This is a genomic window from Hymenobacter jejuensis, assembly GCF_006337165.1.
Lineage (GTDB): Bacteria > Bacteroidota > Bacteroidia > Cytophagales > Hymenobacteraceae > Hymenobacter > Hymenobacter jejuensis.
On sequence record NZ_CP040896.1, the window covers coordinates 2,630,344 to 2,652,897 of the forward strand.

A 22,554-nucleotide genomic window follows, 5' to 3' on the forward strand; every position below is an offset into this window, starting at 1 on the left:
CCATCGGCTTGCCGCTTTTTTCACTCAACCCCATTCCCACCATGCGCGATCGCTACCTTAATTTGCTGAAACAGTGCCTTTTGTGGCTCCATCTTTCCGCAGCTTTTCCGCTGGCCGGCCTGTTGCCATTGACTGTGGCGGCACAAGGAACGCCAGCCATTCAGCGCGTGAACCCAACCAACTGGTGGGTGGGTATGAAGAAAAACAACGTGCAATTGCTCGTCTATGGTCCGGGCGCTGGTACGCTGAGTTATGCAGTGGCCTATCCGGGTGTGAAACTGGTGAAAGCCAGCACCGTTGAAAATCCCAACTACGCGTTTCTGGACCTTACCATTGCCGCGACGGCCAAACCCGGTACGGTGCGCCTCGTGGGCAAAAAAGGCGGCCAAACCATCACGCGCAATTGGGAGCTAAAGGCCCGCGACACCTCGGTGAAGGCCCAGGGCGTGACGGATGCCGACTTTATCTACTTGGCGATGCCCGATCGGTTTGCCAACGGTGACCCCAGCAACGACAAGTTTGCCGACATGGCCGACCCTAGCTCCGACCGCGCTAATCCCTTCCTGCGCCACGGCGGCGACCTGATTGGGGCGGTGCAGCGCATTGGCTACCTGAAAGACCTCGGGGTGACGGCGGTGTGGTTTACGCCCGTCATCGAAAACAACCAGCCCTTGACCGACGAAGGCGGCGCCAAGCGAGCTTCGTACCACGGCTATGGCTTCACCGATCATTATAATGTAGACCGCCGTTTGGGCGGCAACGAGGCGTACAAAGCCTACGTGAAGCAGGCGCACGCGGCCGGCCTGAAGGTGGTGCAAGATGCTGTATATAACCACGTTGGCAACAACCACTGGTTTATCAAGGACCTGCCCATGAAAAGCTGGCTGCACCAGTGGCCCACCTACACCAACACCACCTACCGCTACCAGCCCATCACCGATCCGCACGCCGCCCCCAGCGACCGCAAGGTGACGCTTGATGGCTGGTTTGTGCCTTTTCTGCCCGACCTGAACCAGCAGAACCCCTATGTGGCCAACTTCCTGATTCAGCACGCCATCTGGTCGGTGGAGACGTTCGGCATCGACGCCTGGCGCATCGATACGTATCTGTATAACGATCAACCGTTTATGAATCGGTGCAACCAAGCCTTGCTCACCGAGTATCCGCGCATCCACATCTTCGGCGAGTCGTCGGTGAATAACGTGATTGACCAAGCATATTACGTTCGCAACAACATCAACTTTCCCTTCAAGTCCAACCAGCCGGGCGGCCTCGATTTTGTGTTGGAAAGCGCCCTTTTGGATGGGTTGAAGCAGCCCGTAAGCTACGATGGCGGGGTGCAGCGCGTCTACCAAACGTTAGCGCAAGACGCTGTGTATCAAGATCCTGATAAGATGGTCACGTTTGTCGATAACCACGACCACGACCGCTACCTCTCCGTGATTGGCGAAGACATCGCCAAGTACAAGATGGGCCTAATCTGGCTGCTGACGACCCGCGGCATTCCGTCGATGTACTACGGCACGGAAATCTTGATGAAGAACTTCAAAAACCCTTCCGATGCCGAAGTGCGCCGCGACTTCCCCGGCGGCTGGCCCGACGACAAGGAAAACAAATTTACGGCCGCCGGCCGCAACGCCGCCGAAAACGACGCCTTCCAATTTGTGCGCACGCTGGCTACCTACCGCCGCGACCATGCGGTGCTGCACTCCGGCAAACTCATGCAATACCTGCCGCAAGATGGCCTGTACGTCTATTTTCGCTACACCCCCAACGGCACCGTGATGGTTGCCACCAACTCAACCGACAAGCCGGCTTCGCTGCCCACCGCCCGCTTTGCCGAGCGCACCGCCGGCTTTACCAAAGCCCGAAATGTGCTTACCAACGAAGCGCTAAACGATATTTCCACGATTTCGCTCCCCGCCAAGGCAGCTGTTGTGCTGGAGTTGCTCCGGTAAGGCAGGCGTGGGCAGCTTCTCGAACTACGGCGCCACGACCGTCGATTTGGGCGCTCCGGGTCAGGCTATCTGGTCGAGCACGGCTTACAACATCTATGAGTCGTACAGCGGCACTTCGACGGCTACGCCGCACGTAACGGGTGCCTTAGCGTTGTACGCGGCTTCTCACCCCGGTCCGGATGCTGCCACCATCAAAGCTGCTATCCTGAACAGCGTAACACCAACTACCTCACTGGCAGGCAAATGCAGCACGGGTGGTCGTCTGAACGTGAGTGGTTTCTAACTGCTTTCGGGTAAGGAAAGGCTTTCCAGCCAACTGTACTTCAACAAAAAAAGCCTCGCCAATTCGGCGGGGCTTTTTTGTTAAGAATTCATTTTGGAGCAGGAAAACGGAGCAACTGTTACGCGCGAACAGGGGCGTAAATGAGTCCAACTACGCCTTTGTCAAGTGGCTTACTGTCAAGAAGTTGCAAAGTAGCCTGAACACCTTCCTGAAACAGCCGCTTGCCGCTGCCCAGCACCAGCGGATACACCATGAGGTGGTATTCGTCGATGAGGTCGTGCTGCATGAGGGTGCGGATAAGCTCGCCGCTGCCGTATATCAGCAGGTTTTGGTCGGGTTGCTGCTTCAGGCGCGCTACTTCTTCCGGGATGTTTTGCTTGATCAGGCTAGCGTTCCATTCGGCGGTATCCAGGGTAGTGGAGGCTACGAATTTGGGCAGGCTGTTCATGCGGTCGGCACCAGGCTGGCCTTCCATCTTAGGCCATGCAGCAGCAAACCCTTGGTAGGTCACCCGGCCCAGCAGCAGCGCGTCGCACCCGTACATCAGATCAGACTGAAACTTGGCGATACTGTCGTTCCAGTAAGGGGCGGTCCAGGCGGGGTTTTCCATGACGCCATCCAGCGATAGGTACATGGCAACGGTTATTTTTCCCACGATGCTTGTCTGATTACAATACGGCTAGCATAGCAAATCCCTGGTACAGACGAAATTTAGTGAGCAGCAACCGCGTGATTATCTGTTGATTGCGTGGCGGGCTCTTTGTCGTAGTTGAGCATCCAACTCATACCGTAGCGGTCGGTAAACATGCCGAACGTCGCGCCCCAGAAGGTGTCGGCCAAGGCCATGGTTACGGTGCCACCTTCGGAAAGCTTGGCAAACAACGTTGCAATTTCCTCCGCGCTGGGGCAATCGAGGCTCAGGGAAACGGAATTGCCGTTGGTGACCTTTCCCATGCCAGAATCCGAAGCCATCAGCACGAGGTCGCCGCTCTTCAGGATGGCATGCATGACGCCCTGCTGTGCTTCGGCGGGTATCTGGTCGGCCACTGCTGGCGTGTCGGCAAACGACTGGATCTGCAAATCACCGCCCAGGCAGTCGCGGTAGAACGCCATGGCTTCCCGGCAGTTGCCGTTGAACGTCAGGTAGGGGATGAGTTGGAGGGTTTTCATGGTATTGAAGTATAAAAGGTGAAAAATTGCCCGTAAGCAGTGCAGACTTTGTGCTAATAAAATTAGTTAAAAGTTGCTATATTTCAAACTGTATATCCAATTATATTAGTAGTTATTTTTCGTGATGTTCCTTTCTGCATTCGACAGGAGGAACCCGCTTCGAGGGCTTGCCGAACGCGGCTAGGGTAGCACCTGCACCTGCGACTTGTCATAGAGTTGTATCCAATCGCGGCGCAGGATGGCGTAGAGGTATTCGTCTTCAAACTCACCGCGTTCGTTGATGCCGGATTCGCGCATGATGCCCTCAAACTGGAAGCCCCGCGTTTTTTCAATAGAGCGTTTCGACGATAGGTTGGATACCCGGTGTCCGGTTGCTATTCGGTTCAGGCCCAACAGCTCGAACGCCAGATAAAACAGGTGCGGTTTGCTGCGCGGCGTCACGCCCCGGCCGCGCATGTGCTTAAAAATATCAGCTCCCGTCGAGGCGTATTGTTCCTCCCAGCTGTCCACCGTCAGCACCGTCATGCCGGCCAGCTCCGGGCCCAGCATGGAATAGAAGCCAAAGTTGGTGCGCCGGCCTTGCTCGTAGCGGGGCAAGTAGTTGCGGAACAGTTCCTCCAGCATTTCCCGCGAATCGGGGTGGCCTTGAAACAGCTCGTACACCTCGGCCAGATTGTCCTCATTGATGAGATGCAGCGTGATGGAGTCGGAATAGAGTGCTTTAAACATATGATGTATAATATCTTGATAGTCAAATTATTACTGTCGGGTAATATATCGCTTTCCGGGCAGGTGGCAAAGCTTGCGCGCCGCAAAATGATGCCTGACCGCCTACTAAGTAAGCCGCTCCCTAGCTCAGAAAATACAGGTAGTAAATGCCGTACTATTTCGCTATATTCATATATGTTTTTCGGGCATAATCAATTGATAATCAATGACTTATATTATGGAAAACAACACAGAAAAAACAGCCGAAAAATCCATCACTGGGTATGCGATGTTTCGGCGAGCCCTATTGGCAGCGGTCCTGCTGATTTTGCCTGCCTCCCTAACAATGGCCCAAACCAATGAGGATGAGGTCCTTAAATCGGTTATTCGCAACGAAACCAGTGCTTATTTCAAGCGCGATGCGAAAGCTTGGCAGGCCACCTGGCTTCAGGAGCCAAAGGCAACCCGCACAATCATCGGCAACGGCCGTTATTTCACCGTAACGGGCGGCGACAAGATCAGGGACGACATACTGAAAGACATCAAGGACAACCCCAAAAACATTCCGGTGCAGGTAACTTCCCGCAACTTCCTGATCTCCAACGACGGCAACATGGCGTGGGTCGAGTACGACCAGACGCTGATGCTGCCCACGCTCGACCCCAAATACAAGTCGGAGACCAGGGAGCAACGCTTGCTGCTGAAGCGCGGCAATCAATGGAAAATTGCCACCCAGATCACAACGGACAAGAGCCTTGGCGGCTCCGACCCGAAAGCCATTGAGGCCAGCCTGAGCTCCGTGGGGTACCGGCTGATGGCGGCCAAGCGCATGAAGGAAGCGATCGACGTTTTTAAAATGAACGCCTCGCTCAATCCGCAGTCCGCCGACGCCTTCGACAGCCTAGCCGAAGCCTACATGAAAGCCGGCAACAAGACGCTGGCCGTGCAGAACTATGAAAGATCGCTCCGCATCAACCCCGCCAGCGAAAGCGGCAAAGAAGCCTTGGCTAAGCTCAAGCAGAAGTAAGCGGGAATGCCGGTTATAACTATTTAGTATATAAGTAGTTAGCGGTCGTGATGGCGATACCGATCGTGGTGGTCGTCATCGCCGCGGGTTCTGCCAGTATGAGCCCATCTCCCGTCGCGGTCGTGGTGCCGGTGGCGACCGTTGTAGCCGTAGGTGCGATGATGGCCGCGGTTTCCGTACCCATAGCCCCGGTCGCGGGACACGCCGAAGCAGTTGGCAAGCAGGAAACACATTGCGATAAACAAAAATAAGCGGGTGGTTTTCATAACGCCGAAATGTGTGGAATGCGTTGACGGATAAGGTATTATATCGCTAAACACTTGCGCAAACGGCGTGGTGCACAGCAAGCCGTTTTATTTTGTGACCCGTGGTCGGGCAGCGCGTTTTTGAAAATCCGGCGAGGTAGCAGGCAGTCCTCGGGCCGAAATACTTCGGGCCGAGGCGTGGTTTATTGACCGCAATGTGCTAACTTATATTAGTCTATCTCTATATGCGCGCCCACAGCCCGCTATGGCCCGATTGCGCAGCAGCGGAGGCTGCCGGAAATAGACGTGGTCCGCTTTCGTTACCGGTCAATTCCGGTTTTCGCCCGAGGTAGTACTGTCCCGCCGCGACCTGATTTGATTTTCATTCTGAAATACCGCCCACCAGAACCGGGGAAGCCCCCGGTGGAGCAATTCCTTTCATTCTGACCAAGCCTGTTGCCAAGGCCCGGAAGCGCGGGCCGGCGACGGCTGCCTGCTGCATTTCCTTTTTCACCTAAGAATGCGCCATGTTAACAGAAGAACTCATTGCGGAACCCCACCTGAACCTGCGGGGCAAACTGATTCGGCGCCGCGATGCGGACTATGATACGGCCCGCAAGGTCTACAACGGCATGATCGACAAATACCCCGATCTGATTGCCCGCTGCGCCGACGTAGCCGACGTCATTGAAGCCGTGAATTTTGCCCGCGAATACGACGTGCTCGTGGCTGTGCGGGGCGGGGGGCACAGCGGCGCCGGCCTCGGCATGTGCGACAAGGGGCTGGTAATTGACCTGAGCATGATGAAAGGCATCCACGTCGACCCTGTGGAGCGCACAGCTTTGATAGACGGCGGCTGCACCCTCGGCGACGTTGACCATGCCACGCACGCGTTTGGGCTGGCCCTGCCCAGCGGCATCATCTCGACTACGGGCGTGGGCGGCATTACGCTGGGCGGCGGCTTGGGCCACCTCACGCGCCAGTGCGGCCTCACCATCGACAACCTGCTGGAAGCCGACGTGGTGCTGGCCGACGGCCGCTTTGTAAAAGCCTCATCTTCGCAAAACCCCGATCTGTTTTGGGCGCTGCGCGGGGGCGGGGGCAATTTTGGGGTGGTTACGTCCTTCCTATTCCGCCTGCACCCCATCAACAACGTGTACGCCGGCCCGATGCTCTGGCACGTGAGCGAAACCAAAGCGATGATGCAATGGTATCGCGAATTCATCAAGAGTGCCCCGGAAACGATCAACGGGTTCTTTGCCTTCCTGTCGGTGCCGCCTGGCGCGCCGTTCCCCGAAGACCTGTGGAACAAAATCATGTGCGGCGTGGTGTGGTGCTACACTGGCCCCATGGAGCAGGCCGAAAAAGTATTCGAACCCATCCGGGCCGTCCGCAAGCCGGCTCTGGATTTTGTCGGGCCGCTGCCGCTGCCGGCGTTGCAGAGCATGTTTGATGGGGTGTATCCGCCCGGCCATCAATGGTATTGGAAAGCCGATTTCGTCAACGAACTCAGCGATGAAGCCATCGACATCCACATCAAGTATGGCACTAGCTTGCCAACGCCGCTTTCGAGCATGCACCTCTACCCGATCAACGGCGCGGCTTCGCGCATGGGCAAGAACGACACCGCCTGGAACTACCGCCATTCGACGTGGTCGATGGTGATTGTGGGCGTCGACCCTGACCCGGCTAACAAGGGACTCATAACCGACTGGGCCAAAGCCTATTGGAATGCCCTGCATCCGTACTCGGCGGGTGGGGCCTACATCAATTTTATGATGGAAGAAGGCGAAGACCGCATCAAGGCCACGTACGGCGAAAACTACGATCGGCTGGTCGCCGTCAAAAACAAATACGATCCCGAAAACCTGTTTCGCATCAACCAAAACATCCGGCCCAGCAAACAGGGACACGTCTTTACCTAATGGGTAAGTGTCATATTATGAGATACTTATAGTGTGCGCCCGAAAGGCCGTCTGTTTCCGCTGGGGCAGGCGGCTTTTCGTTGGGGTGGGGCTGTGGTTTAGGGTTACCTCGCGGGGCCAACAACTAACGGCGGCTTGGCTGGTTGTTACCCTTACGCGTGAAGCAAGCGGCCTGATGCCGGCCCGTGCGCCGCGGACTGTCGCTGCTTTGCTCATCTCACAACCTCTATTCCTATGAAGTACAATCTGTTAGGCAATACCGGCCTGAAAGTATCGGAACTCTGCCTGGGCACCATGACTTTTGGCGGCAAAGGCTGGGCCGAAGCCATTGGCTCGCTGGCCCAGCCTGCCGTCGATGCGCTGGTAAAACGCTCCGTGGAAGCGGGCATCAACTTCATCGACACGGCCAACGTGTATTCGGAAGGCTTGTCGGAAGAAATGACTGGCCAGGCCATTCGCAACCTGGGCTTGCAGCGCGACGACCTGATCGTAGCCACCAAAGTGCGCGGCAAAATGGGCGAAGGCCCCAACGATTCGGGCCTGACGCGCAAGCACATCATGCAGCAGGCCGAAGCCAGCCTGCGCCGCCTCGGCACCGACTACATCGATCTCTACCAAATCCACAGTTACGACCCGCTGACGCCGCTGGAAGAAACCCTGCGCGCCCTCGACGACCTGGTGCGTAGCGGCAAGGTGCGCTACATCGGGGCCAGTAACATGGCCGCTTGGCAATTGATGAAGGCGCTGGCGTACTCGACCTACAATCACAAAGAGAAGTTTGTGTCGTTGCAGGCATACTATACCATTGCCGGTCGCGATTTGGAGCGCGAGCTGGGTCCCTTGCTGCTCGACCAAAAGCTGGGCCTGATGGTCTGGAGTCCGTTGGCGGGTGGCTTGCTGAGCGGCAAATACACCCGCGAACAGCACCAGGAGGAAGGTCGCCGCGGCCGCTTCGACTTCCCACCTGTCGATAAGGATCGCGCTTTCACCATTGTGGATAAGCTGCGCCCAATGGCCGAGGCAAAAGGCGCCACAGTGGCCCAGTTGGCGCTGGCTTGGTTGCTGCAACAGCCCGTCGTAAGCAGCGTCATCATCGGAGCCAACAAGCCCGAACAGCTGGAAGACAACCTAAAAGCCGTAGACATCAGCTTCAGCGCCGAGGAGCTACAGCAACTCGACGAAGTAAGCAAGCTCGCCCCCGAGTACCCCGGCTGGATGCTGGACTTCACCGGCGGCGACCGCCGGGCTAATTAAAGCCGGTAAGGCATTATATCCGCAGTGAGGATGTTAAAAACCAGAATGCAAAAGAGCCCCGTTTCCAAGGAAACGGGGCTCTTTTGTAATTAATTGATTGTCAATTAATTATACACCGACCTTCTCTTCGCTGCCCAACTCCGCCAAAATCCGCTTGGCGGCCTGCACGTTCTTCACCTCCTCAATGCTGACGATGAGTTGGTCTTTGCGCTCCTTGACTTTGGCGGTGCGCGGGTGCGTTTGCACGTAGTTGAGGATGTGGCCGAAGGTCTCGCCCTGGAAGTAGGCCTCGTTGTTTTCGGCCGGAATGTAGCCTTTGAGCAGGTTTTTCTTCAGCGTGAGCTTCTCGAATCCTGCCTGGCAACCCTGCCACCGCAGCTTCACGATGTCCACAAGTTGCCCTACTTCGTCCGGCAGCGGCCCGAAGCGGTCCACGATGCCGGCTACCAATTTGCGCAGCTCAGCAGGGTCTTTTACGCGGTCGAGCTTTGAGTAAAGCTGCAAGCGCTCCGACACGCTGCTCACATATTGCTCAGGAATAAGGATTTGCAAATCGGTTTCGATGTTGCACTCCTTGGGGCGGGCCGTGCCAGCAGCGTCCTGCAAGCGGCCCGTCTGGTCGCCGATAAACAGGTCGCGGAACTCGGTTTCCTTCAGTTCCTGCACCGCATCGTCCAGAATCTGGTGGTAGGTCTCGAAGCCCAGATCGTTGATAAAGCCCGATTGCTCACCGCCCAACAGGTTGCCGGCTCCGCGGATGTCGAGGTCGCGCATGGCCACGTTGAAGCCCGCGCCCAGGTCCGAAAACTCTTCCAGCGTGCTCAAGCGTTTGCGGGCGTCGGAGGGCAGGCCGGCCACGGGCGGCGTAAGCAGGTAGCAATACGCTTTCTTATTGGATCGGCCCACGCGGCCGCGCATCTGGTGCAGGTCGCTCAAACCAAAAAGGTGAGCGCGGTTGATGATGATGGTGTTGGCATTCGGAATATCCAAACCGCTCTCAATCAGGTTAGTAGAAACCAGCACGTCGTATTCGCCGTCCACAAATTTCATCATGCGCTTTTCGAGCAAGTCGCCTTCCATCTGGCCGTGGATGTAAGTTACGCGGGCGTCGGGCACGAGGCGCAGCACCATGTTGGCCATTTCTTCGATGTCCTTGACGCGGTTGTGCACCAGAAACACCTGCCCGCCGCGCTTGATTTCGCGGGCAATGGCATCGCGAATCAGCAGCTCGTCAAATACGTGCAATTCCGTCTGAACGGGTTGGCGGTTTGGCGGCGGCGTGGCGATCACCGACAGGTCGCGGGCGCCCATAAGCGAGAAGTGCAGCGTGCGCGGAATCGGCGTGGCTGATAGCGTAAGCGTATCCACGTTCACCTTCAATTCCTTGAGCTTGTCTTTGGTCTTGACGCCAAACTTCTGCTCTTCGTCAATCACCAGCAAGCCTAAGTCCTTGAATTTGATGTCTTTATTGGTGAGCCTATGCGTTCCGATCAGAATGTCGGTTTTGCCCTCGGCCACGCGCCCCAGCGTCTCCTTGATCTGCTTGGTGCTCTTAAAGCGGTTGACGTATTCCACGTTCACCGGCAGGTTGGAAAGCCGGTCGCGGAAGGTTTTGTAGTGCTGCATCGCCAGAATGGTCGTCGGGACGAGCACGGCCACCTGCTTGCCGTCGGCCACGGCTTTGAAGGCCGCCCGAATAGCAATTTCGGTCTTGCCAAAGCCCACGTCGCCGCAGATGAGGCGGTCCATGGGGTGCGGCACTTCCATGTCGCGCTTCACGTCCTCGGTGGCCTTGCCCTGGTCGGGCGTGTCTTCGTAAATGAACGACGATTCCAGCTCGGCCTGCATAAACGAGTCCTTGGCGAAGGCGTAGCCCGGCGCCGTTTTGCGCTTGGCGTACAGCCGAATAAGCTCGGCTGCAATATCCTTAACCTTCTTCTTAACCGACTTTTTCTTGTTTTCCCATTCCGGGGAGCCCAGCTTACTCATGGTGGGCGGCGTGCCCTCGGCGCCCGAGTACTTCGCAATCTTGTGCAGGGCGTGAATGCTGACCGTCAGCACGTCGTCGTCGCGGTACACCAGCCGAATGGCCTCTTGCAGCTTGTCGTTGATCTCGATCTGCATCAAGCCCGCGAAGCGCGCAATGCCGTAATCTTGATGCACCACGTAGTCGCCGGGCTTGAGGGTGCGTAACTCTTTGAGGGTGAGAGCTTTATTCTTAGAGAATTTTCGGGTTTCCTGCGCTCGATAAAACCGCTCAAACAGTTGGTGATCCGTGTATACCGTCAGTTTCAGCGTTTCGTCGATGTAGCCTTCGCGCAGGGCCAGCAGGATGTGATCGAAGCGGACGTTGTTGTCGAGCTCGTCGAAAATGGTGCGCAGCCGGTCGGCCTGCCGCACCGAGTCGGCGCTGATGATGCACGTAAAACCTGCCTGCTGGTGCTTGTGCAAGTCCTTGACAATGCGGTTGAAGTCTTTGTTGAAGCTGGGCTGCGGCTTGCTGGAGAAGTGAAATTCCTCGGCGTTTTTGAAGTGAAAGCGCTTGCCAAACTCCACCACCGCGAAGTTGTCGAGCAGCTTTTTGAACGAGCGTCCGGTCTCGAACAAATCTGCTGGCTTGCTCACAATCTGGGTGCCGCCAGCCGCTTCCAGCACCAGTTGAAACCGTTCTTCGGCCTTGTCGTACGACTCGCCCACGATGTCGATGGTCTGGCGCACGTCCTTGGCCCAAACGGTCGTGTTGCGCGGAATGAAATCCAGGAACGCCTCGCGGGTTTCCTGCAACAGCTTGGTTTGTACGTTCGGAATGATGCTCACCTGCGGCCGCTGCTCTACCGAAAGCTGTGTCTCGGGGTTGAACGTCCGGATCGTTTCGACCTCATCGCCAAAGAGTTCGATGCGATAGGGCAGCTCGTTGGCGTAACTAAAAATGTCCACGATGCCGCCGCGCACCGCAAACTGTCCCGCCTCATACACAAAGTCCGTTCGTTCGAAATCGTATTCGGCCAGCATCTCACTGATAAAGTTGACGTCCAGCTTCTCGCCTACCTTTACCAGGAACGTATTGGCTACCAAAGACTTGCGGTTAATAACTTTTTCGAATAGCGCTTCGGGATAAGTCACGATCAGCTCGCCGCGCGTAGGTTTCGAGTTTAGGCGGTTGAGGACCTCGGCTCGCATCAACACGTTGGCATTTTCCGTTTCGTCGAACTCGTAGGGCCGCTTGTAGGAACTCGGGAACAACAACGGTTCGTGCTCATTACCAAGCAGATGCCGCAGGTCGGCCTGGAAATAATTAGCTTCATCCTTGTCGTGCAAAATGAACAAGTGATGCTGCTCCGGATACAATCCATGCAGGGCCGCCGCAATCACCGCATCCTGGCTACCCACGAGGCCACGCAGATGCAAACGCAGCTGAAGGGCTTCCTCCGTCGGTTTCGGTTCGGGGGCCCGCAACGAGTGGCGAGTGGCAGGGTTCAAGCGGGCTCCCACCGTCATGACGGTGGGGTCGAGGCGGTAGAGCTGAAGAAAATCAGTGACTTTCAAAATGTATCGGCTAGGAGGGAGGACAAAGGTAGAAGCCCGGCCGGAGGATTTTCCGGTCGGGCAGCGCTATGTCAATACCACCGGAAGCGGGTGAAAGTTTCCGTCCGGGCCTATGTATGCCCATACGAGCTGATTTAGATCTCTGGCTCGGTATAAATGCTGACCATGCAATACCTCAACAGCTGCTAAAAAGCCTTGGTGCTCGTCGCCAAAGCTGAGCACTAGATAGGTATCTTCGTGCTTTGTAGTACTTGCATTTTACTTCGTGCGCGGCTCTTCTCATCTTGCCATTGGCCTCATTACCGGGGTGGCCGTAGGCGGTCTGGTTACCGGAATTCCCTTTTCTCCTGCGGGCATTGCGCTGGCGGGGTTTTCGGCCCTCGCACCCGACCTCGATCACCCGGAGTCGCGGCTGAGCCAGCGCTTAGGGTTCTCGCGCAACTACGTTAGGGTGGCATTTGTGGTAGCGGCAGGCGGGTTGGCGGCGTATACGCACTTCATGCTGCCACAAGGCCCTGATCGCCGCATGGGCTTCACGGCGGCCCTGTCGTTTGGGTTGATCGGGATTGCGATGCAGGGCGGTTCGGCCCGGCGCTTGGCGTTGGCTTTCACGGGCATCCTGACGGTGCTGGCCGGACTGTATTTCGAGTTTTTATGGTTGAGCTTGCTAGGCGCTTTTGTAGCTTTGGCTCCCTTCACCTCACATCGGACATGGACGCACACGCTCTGGGCTGCCGGCCTCTGGACGTATATTGGGTATCTGGCCAACCAAACGCTGGGGTGGCACGGGGTAGCGCAGTTTGCTGGCGCGGGTTACGCATCGCATCTCGTCGCCGATTCGCTGACTAAAGCGGGAGTAAAATGGCTGATGCCGTTCTCCGAAACGGCATTCAAAATTCCGCTTATCCGCACCGGCTCTACTTCGGGGAACCTCTTGGAAGTAGGAATTTGTACTATATACGCAGCGCTGGTACTAAGCTTAGTTGTCGCGCGAATGTCGTTTTAAGTGAGTTAAACTAATAAAAACGCAGTTTACTCAAATTTATTGCTAGTGGAGGTAGCATTCACATAACCGTTTTAGTAGCCCCAGCTTTGGATAAATCAATTATTGCGTTGTAGTTGTATCTACACTATGAAGCGGTTAGCTTTGTTCAGGGCTGTATAATTATGGGATTTAGTATTCGTATTATTGGCTATTTATAAATATATTTCATTTAATATTGCTGCCTAGTTTATGTAGGATGCGACAATAGAAAAGAGCTACAGGGCCTTGCGTTAATTGATGGTTTGCAGGTGTTGGTACCGAGTTTTAGTTCATAAAGAGTTCATTTCTATTCCGCCACTTTACGCTGCTCAGCAAGGGAAATCCACCGTTATTAGCACGTTTCAGCCTAGGTTGCTAATCGGGACAAGTATTTGGTGCTACTGTTGCCTTTCAATGATTTGTATCTTTGCCAAGTCATGTTTGGCCGCACCGCCCCGAACCTGTTAGTACCGAATACCCGCTCTCTGTTTACCTGCTCTTTAGTACACCCTTTGCGCACAACTCTTAGTCTCTTTGTATGAACCAGATGAATAGCCCCCTGATCAGGATAGGTGTCTTCTACGACGGCAATTATTTCCTTAAAATCAGTGATTACTACTACTTCCAGCACGACCGTAAGGCTCGCATTAGCTTGGAGGGCTTGCATGAATTTATTCGCCACCAAGTGGCTGAAGAAGAAGATGTTGACGCTCGCTTAAGTCAAATTACGGATGCTCACTTCTTCCGAGGCCGCTTGAGTGCTACCGAAGCCCGTGACAAAGACCGTCTGTTTCACGACCGTCTGCTCGACGATATTTTGATGAATCTGGGTGTCACGACCCACTACATGCCTCTGAAAACCCGCGACGGCCGGTTGCAGGAAAAAGGCATCGACGTGTGGCTGTCACTCGAAGCCTTGGAACTTGCCCTGCACAAAAGCTTCGACGTCGTCGTGCTCATCGCTGGCGACAGCGATTACGCTCCCCTGATCAAAAAGCTTAACACTATCGGTACCCGGGTGATGCTACTGAACTGGGACTTCAAGTACACCGATTTCAAAGGCGAGAATCGCGTTACACGCGCTTCGCAACAGCTGCTCGAGTTCGCTACCTACCCCATCTCGATGCACGATATCATCGATCAGGGTTTAGCTAGCGGTGAAGAACTTATTGATAATCTGTTTGTTAGCCAGTCTGACAGCACGCCTTATACTCCCACCGCTCCCAAGTCGACGGTTGTGCGCCCAGTGGGGCCAACGGCGGCTGGCCCGGTAGGTACGGTAGGTATTAGCACCATCAAAAACCTCAAGAACGGCTTTGGCTTCGTCGTGATGCCGCCAAACAACCTGTTCTTCAGCTACGCTGATATGTCGGAGGGCGACTTCAACGACCTGCGCGAAGGCGACTGGGTGGAGTTTACGGTGGGCCGCAACCACCGCGACGAAGATTGTGCCCGCAACGTGCGCAAAGTGCAGCCCCCCCAGATGGAGGACGGCGATGAGTACGAAGAGGAGCACGAGCACGAGTCGATCGACTCGCCCGACCACTTGTAATACCGCTTTCGCCGTTCGTTATACGATTCGGGTTAGACTGACGCCGCCGGATGTGCTCCCCAGCCATCCGGCGGTCTTTTTTTGTGGCTGCCGGAAGCAGCAAAAGCCGTTATTCTTCGCTTTTCGTTTTCAGCATGTGGTAGAAGTCGCGCTTGTCGGCGGGGTAGCGGTTGAAGGTGCCCAAGGCGCGCGCAACGACTAAGTCGCGGCTGGGGCAGATGATATCGGCACTGGCCACAATGAGCGTTTTGCCAGAATGTTCGACGTGGCCGCGCGCCTCCAGATAGTCGTGCAGGCGCACGGGATGCAAGTAGTTGATCTTAAACTCAACGGTAGAAACCAGATCGCCGGCCGTAAACGACATCGTGAGCGCGGCCGCTCCCAAGGCGGCGTCCATGAGGCCCGCGATCACGCCGCCGTGGCAAGTGCCCGGCGAAGAAAGGTGTTCCTCCCGCACCGTCATGCTATATACTACTTCGCCGGGGGCGCTTACGGTCAGCTCCATGCCGTTGGCGCGTCCGTACTGGTTAATCTGGTTGTAAATCGCCACGAGGGTGGCAACTTCGGGTACTTGTTCCATGAAGTGAGGAAAACGCAACTGCGGCGATAAACTGGATATTGGCTGAAAAGTTAGGTTGCTTTACCTGAACTGTCCCAACCTATGGCTACATCTTCCGCCCATCCCACTTTCGCCGAATTCTACCCCCGTTACCCGGGGTACGCGGGTGCTGCATTTCATCGGCACCACCCTCTTTTTCGTCGCGTTGGTAGTGGCTGCGGTGTGGCAACGCCCCTTGCTGATCTTGGCGGGTGTGGTAGCGGCCTATGGTTTTGCTTGGGTGGGCCATTTCTTCGTCGAGCACAACCGGCCTGCTACTTTTCAGCATCCGTGGCTTTCGCTGCGCGGCGACTTCCGCCTGTACTTCGACCTGCTACGCGGCCGCGAACATTTCTGAACCACGGATTCTTACGGATTGGGCGGATTTCTTGAATTTTGTAAATATATAACCAGTTGGTTATTAGAATTTTATAAATATTTCTGCATTAAAAAGTGCGGGATAGTTCCGAAGAGCGTATGCGAAGGTGCCACTACCGAGTAGCCCGCGCGTTCGTAAAACGGCACCGCTGCCTGCCGGGCGTGCAGAATGCTTTCGGTGAGGCCGCGCCGGCGGGCCTCGGCTTCTAAGTAAGTAAGTACTTGTTGGCCAATCCCTTGTCCTTGCCAATCGGGGTGTACGGCCATGTAGCGCATTTGCCCCTGCTGCGGCCCAGAAGCGTGCAAGCGGCCCACCCCAACTACGGTGCCGTCATCAGCCACGAGCATGGCGTGGAAGGTGGCCGGATCGGGGTCGTCGTCGGCGCGCTCCGAGCCTTCGGGCTGGTTCCACGGCTGGCGCAACACCTGGTAGCGCAACTGATAATACGCCGCGAAATCGGCGGGGGTATGGGGCTGGGTGAGGTGCATACAGCGGAAAAGAAGCTTAAAAACATTGGTAAACAAATCAAAGCCACGCAGTTACGTACTGCATTCTGTTGACCTTTTGCGACCGCTTTGGAGTTAAACATGCAAAGTCGGGCCAGTTTGCATCCGTAAATTATCAGAAATCCTACCTTTGGCGCCCGCCCGAAGCCTAAGGCGGCCCCATCTTTTTTCTCGTTTCCCAACGATTCATCTCCCATGGCATCCTTCGACATTGTAAGCAAAGTTGATCCGCAAACCCTTGAGAATGCGGTCAATACGGCCAAAAAAGAACTCCAGACCCGCTACGATCTGCGCGATACCAAAGGCGGCATCGAACTCGACAAGAAAGCCAATACCATTCAGCTTAGCTCCGAAAACTCCATGCGCGTGAAGGCGCTGGAAGATATTTTGCTTACCCGCGTGGTCAAGCAAGGCATCGACGGCACCTCCCTCGACTTCTCGGCGGAGGAGCAGCCCAGCGGGGCGCTGGTCAAAAAAACGGTGAAAGTGCGGGCCGGCGTCGACAAGGAGGCGGGCCGCAAGATCATCAAGGCCATCAAAGACGCCAAGCTGAAAGTCGAGGCGCAGATGCAGGACGATCAGGTGCGGGTGTCGGCCAAGAAAATCGACGATTTGCAGGCCGTAATTGCGCTGCTGCGTCGCACCGACATCGGGCAGCCGCTGCAATTCGTGAACATGAAATCGTAGAAATGTTGAGTTCTGAATGCCCGATGCTGTATATGTAAGCAATTTATAGTCAAACACTTGCATATTCGACATCCAGCACAATCTATCTAACATACAACATTCAATATTCCCCTTCTGTGTTTGATATTTCTGCCTTTTCCAGCGTCCATACTTGGGTCAGCCTGCTTACGCTGACGTTTATGGAAATCGTGCTGGGCATCGACAACATCATTTTCATTTCCATCGTCGTCAACCGGCTGCCGCGCGAGCAGCAGAAGCGCGGCCGCACCATCGGCTTGCTGTTGGCGCTGCTGTTTCGCATCGGTTTGCTGCTGAGCATCACTTGGATTGTGGGCTTGAAAGAGCCACTTTTTACCCTGAATCTGCCTTTTGAAAGTGGGCCATTTGGGGTATCGGGCCGCGACCTGATTCTGCTGGCCGGAGGCTTGTTTTTGCTGGCCAAAAGCACCACCGAGATTCATACCAAGCTGCAAGGCGAGGAAGAGGAAGTGGGCGCCGGCAAGTTCGACAGCCTCACCCGCGTGATCATTCAGATCGTTATCATCGATATCGTTTTCTCTTTCGACTCGATTCTGACGGCTGTAGGACTCGTTGATAATGTGTTGGTTATGATTCTGGCCGTGATCTTTGCCATGGGCATCATGCTGGCCTTCTCGGGCTACATCGCCGATTTCGTCAACAACAACCCTACCATCAAGATTCTGGCGCTGTCCTTCCTGATCATGATCGGCATCATGCTCGTGATGGAAGCGTTCCATAAGGAAATCGAGAAGGGTTACGTGTATTTTGCCATGGCCTTCTCGTTGGTGGTGGAACTGCTGAACATGCGCTTGCGCAAGAAAACACAGCCGGTGCACCTGCGCGATTCGCAGTACGATTAAGGTATTGATATTCACTATGTTGCAAACAAGGCCCGTTTCTCACTGAGAAACGGGCCTTGTTTATTTTACTTGCACTTCAGCGTAAGCTAACGGTAGAAGAATAGCATGATGAGCGTCAGGAGGGCTAGCAGCACGGCCACCACGCACGCATCGACGCGCCGTTGGTTGGTGCTGGTCGGCAACACTCCGAGCGCCGCTGTCAGGGCCATGGCAAGCGGCAACGGCGCAAAAAGATTATAGATGCTGGGCGGGTGCAAGCGCGCCTGCGGCGCCGCAGAATCGGCGTCGGCCACGCTCGTGACAATGCCGAAAACGGGCGTTCGGGCAACGGCAATATGCTGATCAACGGCCGGCCACCCGATGGTATCGTCGTAGATGCGAAAGGTAGCGTGCGGCGTTCGGATGGAATGCCAAACCTGCGTAAAGTTGCGCCCTGCAAAGGAGTGAAATTCCCGGCTCTGCACCACTTCGTTGGGATAGCGTTGTACGGCCAGCCGGTCGAGCGCCATTAGGGCAAACCAAGTAAGCAACATTAGGCACACAAGCCGAGCCTTAGGTGCGTAATGGGCGTATTCGGCCGCGTAGGGAGCCGGTCGCGGGCCGGGCCGCGTAATAATTGGGCGGGCTGCACGGCGGGTGCCGTAATGCCGGTCGCGGGGATGAGGGGGCTGAGCAACAGGCGCCGCCACCGGCGGATTGCGCCAGGCCCAAAGCTGGGCATCGTAGTATTGCCGCCGCGTCGGATCTATTAATACGTCATATGCTTGATTAATAGATAGATAGCGTGCGTGGGCGACAGGATCGGGGGTGCGGTCGGGGTGGGTGAGGAGCACCAAGCGGCGATATGCCCGCCGAATTTCGTCGGGGGTGGCCTGCTCGCTTACTTCCAGCGTCTGGTAATGCGTCATCCTACTCAGATAGCTTCGGTGAGCATGCCGACTAGGCGGTCTGCCTGATCCTGGGCGCGGCGGGTTGCCAATTCCAGAATACGCCTATTAAGTTCGGCGCGCTGGCGGCGGTAAAAGGTAGTTTCGCCGCTCGTAAAGAGGCCGGTTATCAAGCCGATCACGGTGTAGCGCAGCTTTACGTTGCGCGTCAGCAACTCGTCCAGCCGCCGTTCCCGATCGGTGGGGCTGGCAGTGGCCAGCGGGATATGGTGGTCGCGTACAAAATCGGCTACGGCCATCAGCAGCAGTTCGTTTTGCATCTTCAGCACGGGGCGCAGCGTGCGGTGCAGAAAATCACCAACGGTATCATTGGCAGGCCCAGGCAATTCGGCTAGCGAAGGGCGCAAAGCCAGCAAAGCGAGATCGTAGGCGGAAACGGTGGGAGTGGAAGGGGGCATAGGGCACAAACAATACGTAAAAATGAATCAGTAAGAAAAAACCCGCTCAGCAGAAAGCCAAGCGGGTTTTGTGAGCAACCAACAACGGAACAGGTATTAGTGTTGAACGACCAGCTTCCGCGTCACGGTACCTTCGGAGGTCGTCAGGCGAACGATGTACACGCCCGCCGCCAGAGCCTGCGTGTTAACCCGGACGCCATCTTGGCTAGCCTTGGTCGCCGATGCGGTGGTAGAGCTTACGGTGCGGCCCATCGCCGTGAGTACGGTGATCTGGACCGGGCTGGCGCTACGCGCAAACGAGCGGATCGTGAGCTCGTTGTTGGCGGGGTTAGGGTACAGCTCCAACGACGACTCGTCGAGGGCAGTTTTGGTCGCGAGGGCTGCGGGCTCCGCAAAGCCTGCTTTGTTGTCGTTGAGGTCGTCGCTGCTGCCTTGCACGGCATCGGAGCCCATGCCGCGGCGGGCAAATACGCGCCAGATCAGGGCTTGATTAGCCCCGCCGTAATCGGCTTGATCGGCCTTCAGAATAGCATCGCGCCCGTCCAGGAAACCGGGTTTGCACGGTTGCAGCTTCATGCCATCGATGACGAGCTGCATGGTTTTGTTGTTGCCGCCCGTGCCTTTGTACAGGTCGGCATCGTAGCCGTAGCGCCCGATCATAGCCCAGTTCAGATCCCACAGCACGCTGGCCCATACTTCGCCGACGTCGTGCGTTTCGGTATAAACCGGACCGACTTCTGCATAGGTGTGGTTGTTGATGCTGAAATCGGTGCTGTAGAGCTTGTTACGAATGCCCGTACCCGTAGTGGGCGCCGCCAGCACGTAGTTGCCCACGGCGCGGCCCGTTTCGCCTTTGTCGGTGGGGCGGGTCGTCATCCAGAGGCCTACAAAATCGCTCCAGCCTTCGCCCATCTGCTCTTTGTTGTTGAGGCAACTGGAGTTGGCAGGGCCGCCGGTCAGGCGAATGGAGATGCCATGGGTGTACTCATGGGCCATGATGCCGTTGTCGAGGTCGCCGTCGCGGGCCGCCGCTTGCGACCGAAACAATACCGAGCCTTTGACAGGCGTGCCCGCCGTAAGCTGATTCTTAATCTTCTGACCATCAGCCTGATAGATCATCATTGAGGGGATCTTAATACCAGCCGTATCGGTGCGGGCACCGGTGACATAGTAGAGCACGTCGGGCTCGTTGCAGACGATGATGACCGCCGTAGCGCCGGCTGCCTGTGCGTTCTTTACCTGATCAGTGTACTTGCACGAAGATGTGCGATCGACTACCGCAATGTTGCCCGTGATTTCAGCCACGTTGGTGAACGTCGCGCAGCCGCTATTGGGGGTGTTAGTACCGTCGTTGGCCAGCACCAGATTTCCGGCGATGGGCGTTGTGGTGGGAAAGGATTTACCAAATTCTGCCTGCACCCCCACGTACGACCCGGCAATCGTGCTGGGCTGCGTGACCGTGAGATCAGCAATAGCCGGCCGCGGCCAGATGTACATCTGCATCACGGGGTTGTAGTTGTCGGGCGGGGCCGAGAAGTTGGCGTTACGCACGCCGCCACCGTCCTGCGCTTCGGCCTGCACGTCGTCGTCGGCCAAGCCTTTGTCGGTGTAGTTCTTAAACTGGAAGTTGCCGCTTACTTCATCAAACCCGTACTGAAAACTAACATCGTGCATGATGTTGTTGATATAGAACAGGTTGGTGATGTTGGCATCTTGGTTTATCAGCGGCGACTTGGTGTTGTCGAGCGCAAAATTGAAATTCAGAGATGCGCCGCCATCAGGCGAGTATCCTGCCTTGTTCTGCCCCGCACGGTCTTCGTAGGCATACACGTTGTTGCCGCGCGTGATGGTGTATTTCGGGCCTGAGCCGCCGTCGATGTCGTGCCAGCCAAAAGGCGAAGCCGCAGCATTAGCTGGGCTGGTCAGGACGCTACGGGCACCGTAAGTGGGGCTCTCCACCGGAATGGGATACACATTGTACGTCGCGGTGGCCGCGGGTTTGGCCGGCGTATCGTCGCCCGATGCCGCTGGAGCGCCTTGTAGCCACGGGGTGCCGTTGTAGGCCGCTTTCAAGGAAAGCGTAGGAGCTTTTTCTTGGGTAGTCCAGTCGTTTTTGTTCAGAACGGCGCCTGTGCCCGCATCGACCTGCATATTCCAGTAATGGTCGCCGCCGGGCGGCATAAAGGCCACGTCCCAAGCCAGCTTCACCTGTCCATTGGGCTGCAGAATGTATACCTGCTTGGTCGGAATCTCACGCGCCGAAATCGTGGGGTCGCTCAGCACCGGGCCGCGGTTGGCTGTGGCAGGCTGGGCCTGCCGTAGTGCGCTAGGAGCCAAGCCCACAGAACGGGCCGCTGAAGCGGTAGCATCTTGGGCCGTAAGGGCAGCTGACGTGCTCCGAACGGCTTGAGCGAGGTTAGGCTGAAACTTGCCGCCCTGGCTGAGCAGGTTGCCGTTGCGGTCGAAGTTCAGGTTCATCTCGGTCCCGATTACCTCCAGGCCCTGGTAGCGTTGGCGCAGGTACACGTGCGACACACCGTTGTGCGCATCGGTGTAGGAGTCGGTCACGAACGGGTCGCGCACGTCGGCTTCGGTTAGGCCCAAAGCAGCCCGCTTCGATTCGAGGTAGCGTATCGCCCGCTGAACCGAGGCATCCTGGGCCTGTGTGGCCAGCGGCCAAGAAAGGAGCATGGCCAACGCCAACGCCCGGTACCGGGCAGTGGTAAAATTTAGGGGCATAAAAGTGAGGAAGATGGGTGTAAGAGTGGCCACCAAACAACGAGGACTCTATTTCCAAATCTACTAACAAAACCGATAAATTCGGCGGGCAATCGGCTAAAAGCAGAAGCTAATCGACAAAGCCTGCCAGTGCCCCGACTAGACGGGTGCCGCTCCCTTGCCTCAGGACTTTGCGAAGCCCATTTTTACCAGAAAGTCCCACAGCACAACCCCAGCTGCCACCGACACATTCAGCGAGTGCTTGGTGCCAAATTGCGGGATTTCGACAGCCGCGTCGCACAGGGCCAGCACGTCGTCTTCGACCCCAAAAACCTCATTGCCCATGACCAAGGCATAAGGACGCCCAATTTCAGGAGTGAACTTAGTAAGTGTTTGACTATCAATAGTTTGCTCAACGGCTACTATGGCGTAGCCTGCGGCTTTAAGCTGCCGAATAGCGTCAACAGTAGTAGCCGCGTACTCCCACGCTACCGACTCGGTGCTGCCCAGCGCGGTCTTGGTGATTTCGCGTTGCGGCGGCCGGCCGGTAATTCCGCACAGCCAGATTTTCTCGACGGCAAAAGCGTCGGCGGTGCGGAAGGCGGCGCCCACATTATGCAAGCTCCGCACGTTGTCCAGAACGAGGGTTAGGGGGAATTTTTGCGTACTTTTGAAGTCTGCCACTGAGAGCCGGTTCAGCTCTTCCATCGTTCGTTTGCGCATCGTGGGGAGGGGTTGTTTTGCGCAA

At 56.3% G+C, this 22,554-nt stretch carries 21 protein-coding genes; 10 read left to right on the top strand and 11 right to left on the bottom strand.

Going from position 1 to position 22,554, the window contains the following annotated elements; genetic code table 11:
* The first annotated feature begins 41 nt into the window (after positions 1 to 41).
* On the top strand, positions 42 to 1,958 hold the full coding sequence (locus FHG12_RS10860) for a glycoside hydrolase family 13 protein (protein WP_139517770.1): 1,917 nt from the start codon (positions 42 to 44) through the stop codon (positions 1,956 to 1,958).
* Between the two features lie 7 nt (positions 1,959 to 1,965).
* Positions 1,966 to 2,241, top strand: a complete 276-nt coding sequence (locus FHG12_RS10865) for a S8 family serine peptidase (RefSeq protein WP_317129665.1) — start codon at positions 1,966 to 1,968, stop codon at positions 2,239 to 2,241.
* Between the two features lie 118 nt (positions 2,242 to 2,359).
* Here FHG12_RS10865 and FHG12_RS10870 read toward each other — a convergent pair whose 3' ends face one another.
* The 3 genes from FHG12_RS10870 to FHG12_RS10880 form a co-directional block, all read right to left on the bottom strand.
* On the bottom strand, positions 2,360 to 2,875 hold the full coding sequence (locus FHG12_RS10870) for a dihydrofolate reductase family protein (protein ID WP_230471088.1): 516 nt from the start codon (positions 2,873 to 2,875) through the stop codon (positions 2,360 to 2,362).
* Positions 2,876 to 2,952: 77 nt separating this feature from the next.
* Positions 2,953 to 3,411, bottom strand: a complete 459-nt coding sequence (locus tag FHG12_RS10875; RefSeq protein ID WP_139515753.1) for a VOC family protein — start codon at positions 3,409 to 3,411, stop codon at positions 2,953 to 2,955.
* Between the two features lie 180 nt (positions 3,412 to 3,591).
* Entirely contained in the window at positions 3,592 to 4,140 is a 549-nt protein-coding gene (locus FHG12_RS10880) for a GNAT family N-acetyltransferase (protein WP_139515754.1), read from the bottom strand.
* A 217-nt stretch (positions 4,141 to 4,357) separates the two neighbouring features.
* On the opposite strand from FHG12_RS10880, the gene FHG12_RS10885 reads away from it, so the two are divergent.
* Entirely contained in the window at positions 4,358 to 5,146 is a 789-nt protein-coding gene (locus tag FHG12_RS10885; protein WP_139515755.1) for a nuclear transport factor 2 family protein, read from the top strand.
* 38 nt (positions 5,147 to 5,184) lie between these two features.
* On the opposite strand, the gene FHG12_RS10890 is transcribed toward FHG12_RS10885, so the two are convergent.
* Complete coding sequence (locus tag FHG12_RS10890; protein ID WP_139515756.1) at positions 5,185 to 5,379, bottom strand: hypothetical protein; 195 nt, start codon at positions 5,377 to 5,379, stop codon at positions 5,185 to 5,187.
* 539 nt (positions 5,380 to 5,918) lie between these two features.
* On the opposite strand from FHG12_RS10890, the gene FHG12_RS10895 reads away from it, so the two are divergent.
* Together FHG12_RS10895 and FHG12_RS10900 are read left to right on the top strand one after the other, a co-directional pair.
* Entirely contained in the window at positions 5,919 to 7,316 is a 1,398-nt protein-coding gene (locus tag FHG12_RS10895) for an FAD-binding oxidoreductase (protein ID WP_139515757.1), read from the top strand.
* Positions 7,317 to 7,550: 234 nt separating this feature from the next.
* Positions 7,551 to 8,570 carry an aldo/keto reductase gene (locus FHG12_RS10900; RefSeq protein WP_139515758.1) on the top strand — a complete coding sequence of 340 codons (1,020 nt, stop codon included), beginning with the start codon at positions 7,551 to 7,553 and terminating at the stop codon, positions 8,568 to 8,570.
* A 108-nt stretch (positions 8,571 to 8,678) separates the two neighbouring features.
* Here FHG12_RS10900 and mfd read toward each other — a convergent pair whose 3' ends face one another.
* Positions 8,679 to 12,116, bottom strand: coding sequence for a transcription-repair coupling factor (mfd, locus tag FHG12_RS10905; RefSeq protein ID WP_139515759.1), 3,438 nt, complete (start codon positions 12,114 to 12,116; stop codon positions 8,679 to 8,681).
* Positions 12,117 to 12,381: 265 nt separating this feature from the next.
* Between mfd and FHG12_RS10910 the strand changes: the two genes are divergently transcribed.
* Both FHG12_RS10910 and FHG12_RS10915 read left to right on the top strand, forming a co-directional pair.
* The gene (locus FHG12_RS10910; RefSeq protein WP_139515760.1) at positions 12,382 to 13,122 is read left to right on the top strand and encodes a metal-dependent hydrolase; all 741 of its coding nucleotides are present in this window, start codon (positions 12,382 to 12,384) and stop codon (positions 13,120 to 13,122) included.
* Between the two features lie 556 nt (positions 13,123 to 13,678).
* The gene (locus FHG12_RS10915; protein WP_139515761.1) at positions 13,679 to 14,692 is read left to right on the top strand and encodes an NYN domain-containing protein; all 1,014 of its coding nucleotides are present in this window, start codon (positions 13,679 to 13,681) and stop codon (positions 14,690 to 14,692) included.
* A 109-nt stretch (positions 14,693 to 14,801) separates the two neighbouring features.
* Here the strand turns inward: FHG12_RS10915 and FHG12_RS10920 are convergent, their stop codons facing one another.
* On the bottom strand, positions 14,802 to 15,272 hold the full coding sequence (locus FHG12_RS10920) for a PaaI family thioesterase (protein ID WP_139515762.1): 471 nt from the start codon (positions 15,270 to 15,272) through the stop codon (positions 14,802 to 14,804).
* Positions 15,273 to 15,417: 145 nt separating this feature from the next.
* Between FHG12_RS10920 and FHG12_RS10925 the strand changes: the two genes are divergently transcribed.
* A complete protein-coding gene (locus tag FHG12_RS10925; protein ID WP_230471089.1) occupies positions 15,418 to 15,648 on the top strand; it encodes a DUF962 domain-containing protein in 231 nt (76 codons plus the stop codon).
* Between the two features lie 71 nt (positions 15,649 to 15,719).
* On the opposite strand, the gene FHG12_RS10930 is transcribed toward FHG12_RS10925, so the two are convergent.
* Complete coding sequence (locus tag FHG12_RS10930) at positions 15,720 to 16,157, bottom strand: GNAT family N-acetyltransferase (RefSeq protein ID WP_139515763.1); 438 nt, start codon at positions 16,155 to 16,157, stop codon at positions 15,720 to 15,722.
* Positions 16,158 to 16,370: 213 nt separating this feature from the next.
* On the opposite strand from FHG12_RS10930, the gene FHG12_RS10935 reads away from it, so the two are divergent.
* Both FHG12_RS10935 and FHG12_RS10940 read left to right on the top strand, forming a co-directional pair.
* Positions 16,371 to 16,862, top strand: a complete 492-nt coding sequence (locus tag FHG12_RS10935; protein ID WP_139515764.1) for a YajQ family cyclic di-GMP-binding protein — start codon at positions 16,371 to 16,373, stop codon at positions 16,860 to 16,862.
* Between the two features lie 116 nt (positions 16,863 to 16,978).
* A complete protein-coding gene (locus FHG12_RS10940; protein ID WP_230471090.1) occupies positions 16,979 to 17,743 on the top strand; it encodes a TerC family protein in 765 nt (254 codons plus the stop codon).
* Positions 17,744 to 17,829: 86 nt separating this feature from the next.
* Here the strand turns inward: FHG12_RS10940 and FHG12_RS10945 are convergent, their stop codons facing one another.
* The 4 genes from FHG12_RS10945 to FHG12_RS10960 form a co-directional block, all read right to left on the bottom strand.
* A complete protein-coding gene (locus FHG12_RS10945) occupies positions 17,830 to 18,651 on the bottom strand; it encodes a J domain-containing protein (protein ID WP_139515765.1) in 822 nt (273 codons plus the stop codon).
* 5 nt (positions 18,652 to 18,656) lie between these two features.
* On the bottom strand, positions 18,657 to 19,088 hold the full coding sequence (locus FHG12_RS10950) for a hypothetical protein (protein WP_139515766.1): 432 nt from the start codon (positions 19,086 to 19,088) through the stop codon (positions 18,657 to 18,659).
* Positions 19,089 to 19,184: 96 nt separating this feature from the next.
* Positions 19,185 to 21,827 (bottom strand): T9SS-dependent M36 family metallopeptidase, encoded by a 2,643-nt coding sequence (locus FHG12_RS10955; RefSeq protein WP_139515767.1) that lies wholly within the window; start codon positions 21,825 to 21,827, stop codon positions 19,185 to 19,187.
* Positions 21,828 to 21,989: 162 nt separating this feature from the next.
* Positions 21,990 to 22,529 carry an RNA methyltransferase gene (locus tag FHG12_RS10960; RefSeq protein WP_139515768.1) on the bottom strand — a complete coding sequence of 180 codons (540 nt, stop codon included), beginning with the start codon at positions 22,527 to 22,529 and terminating at the stop codon, positions 21,990 to 21,992.
* Positions 22,530 to 22,554: the final 25 nt, after the last annotated feature.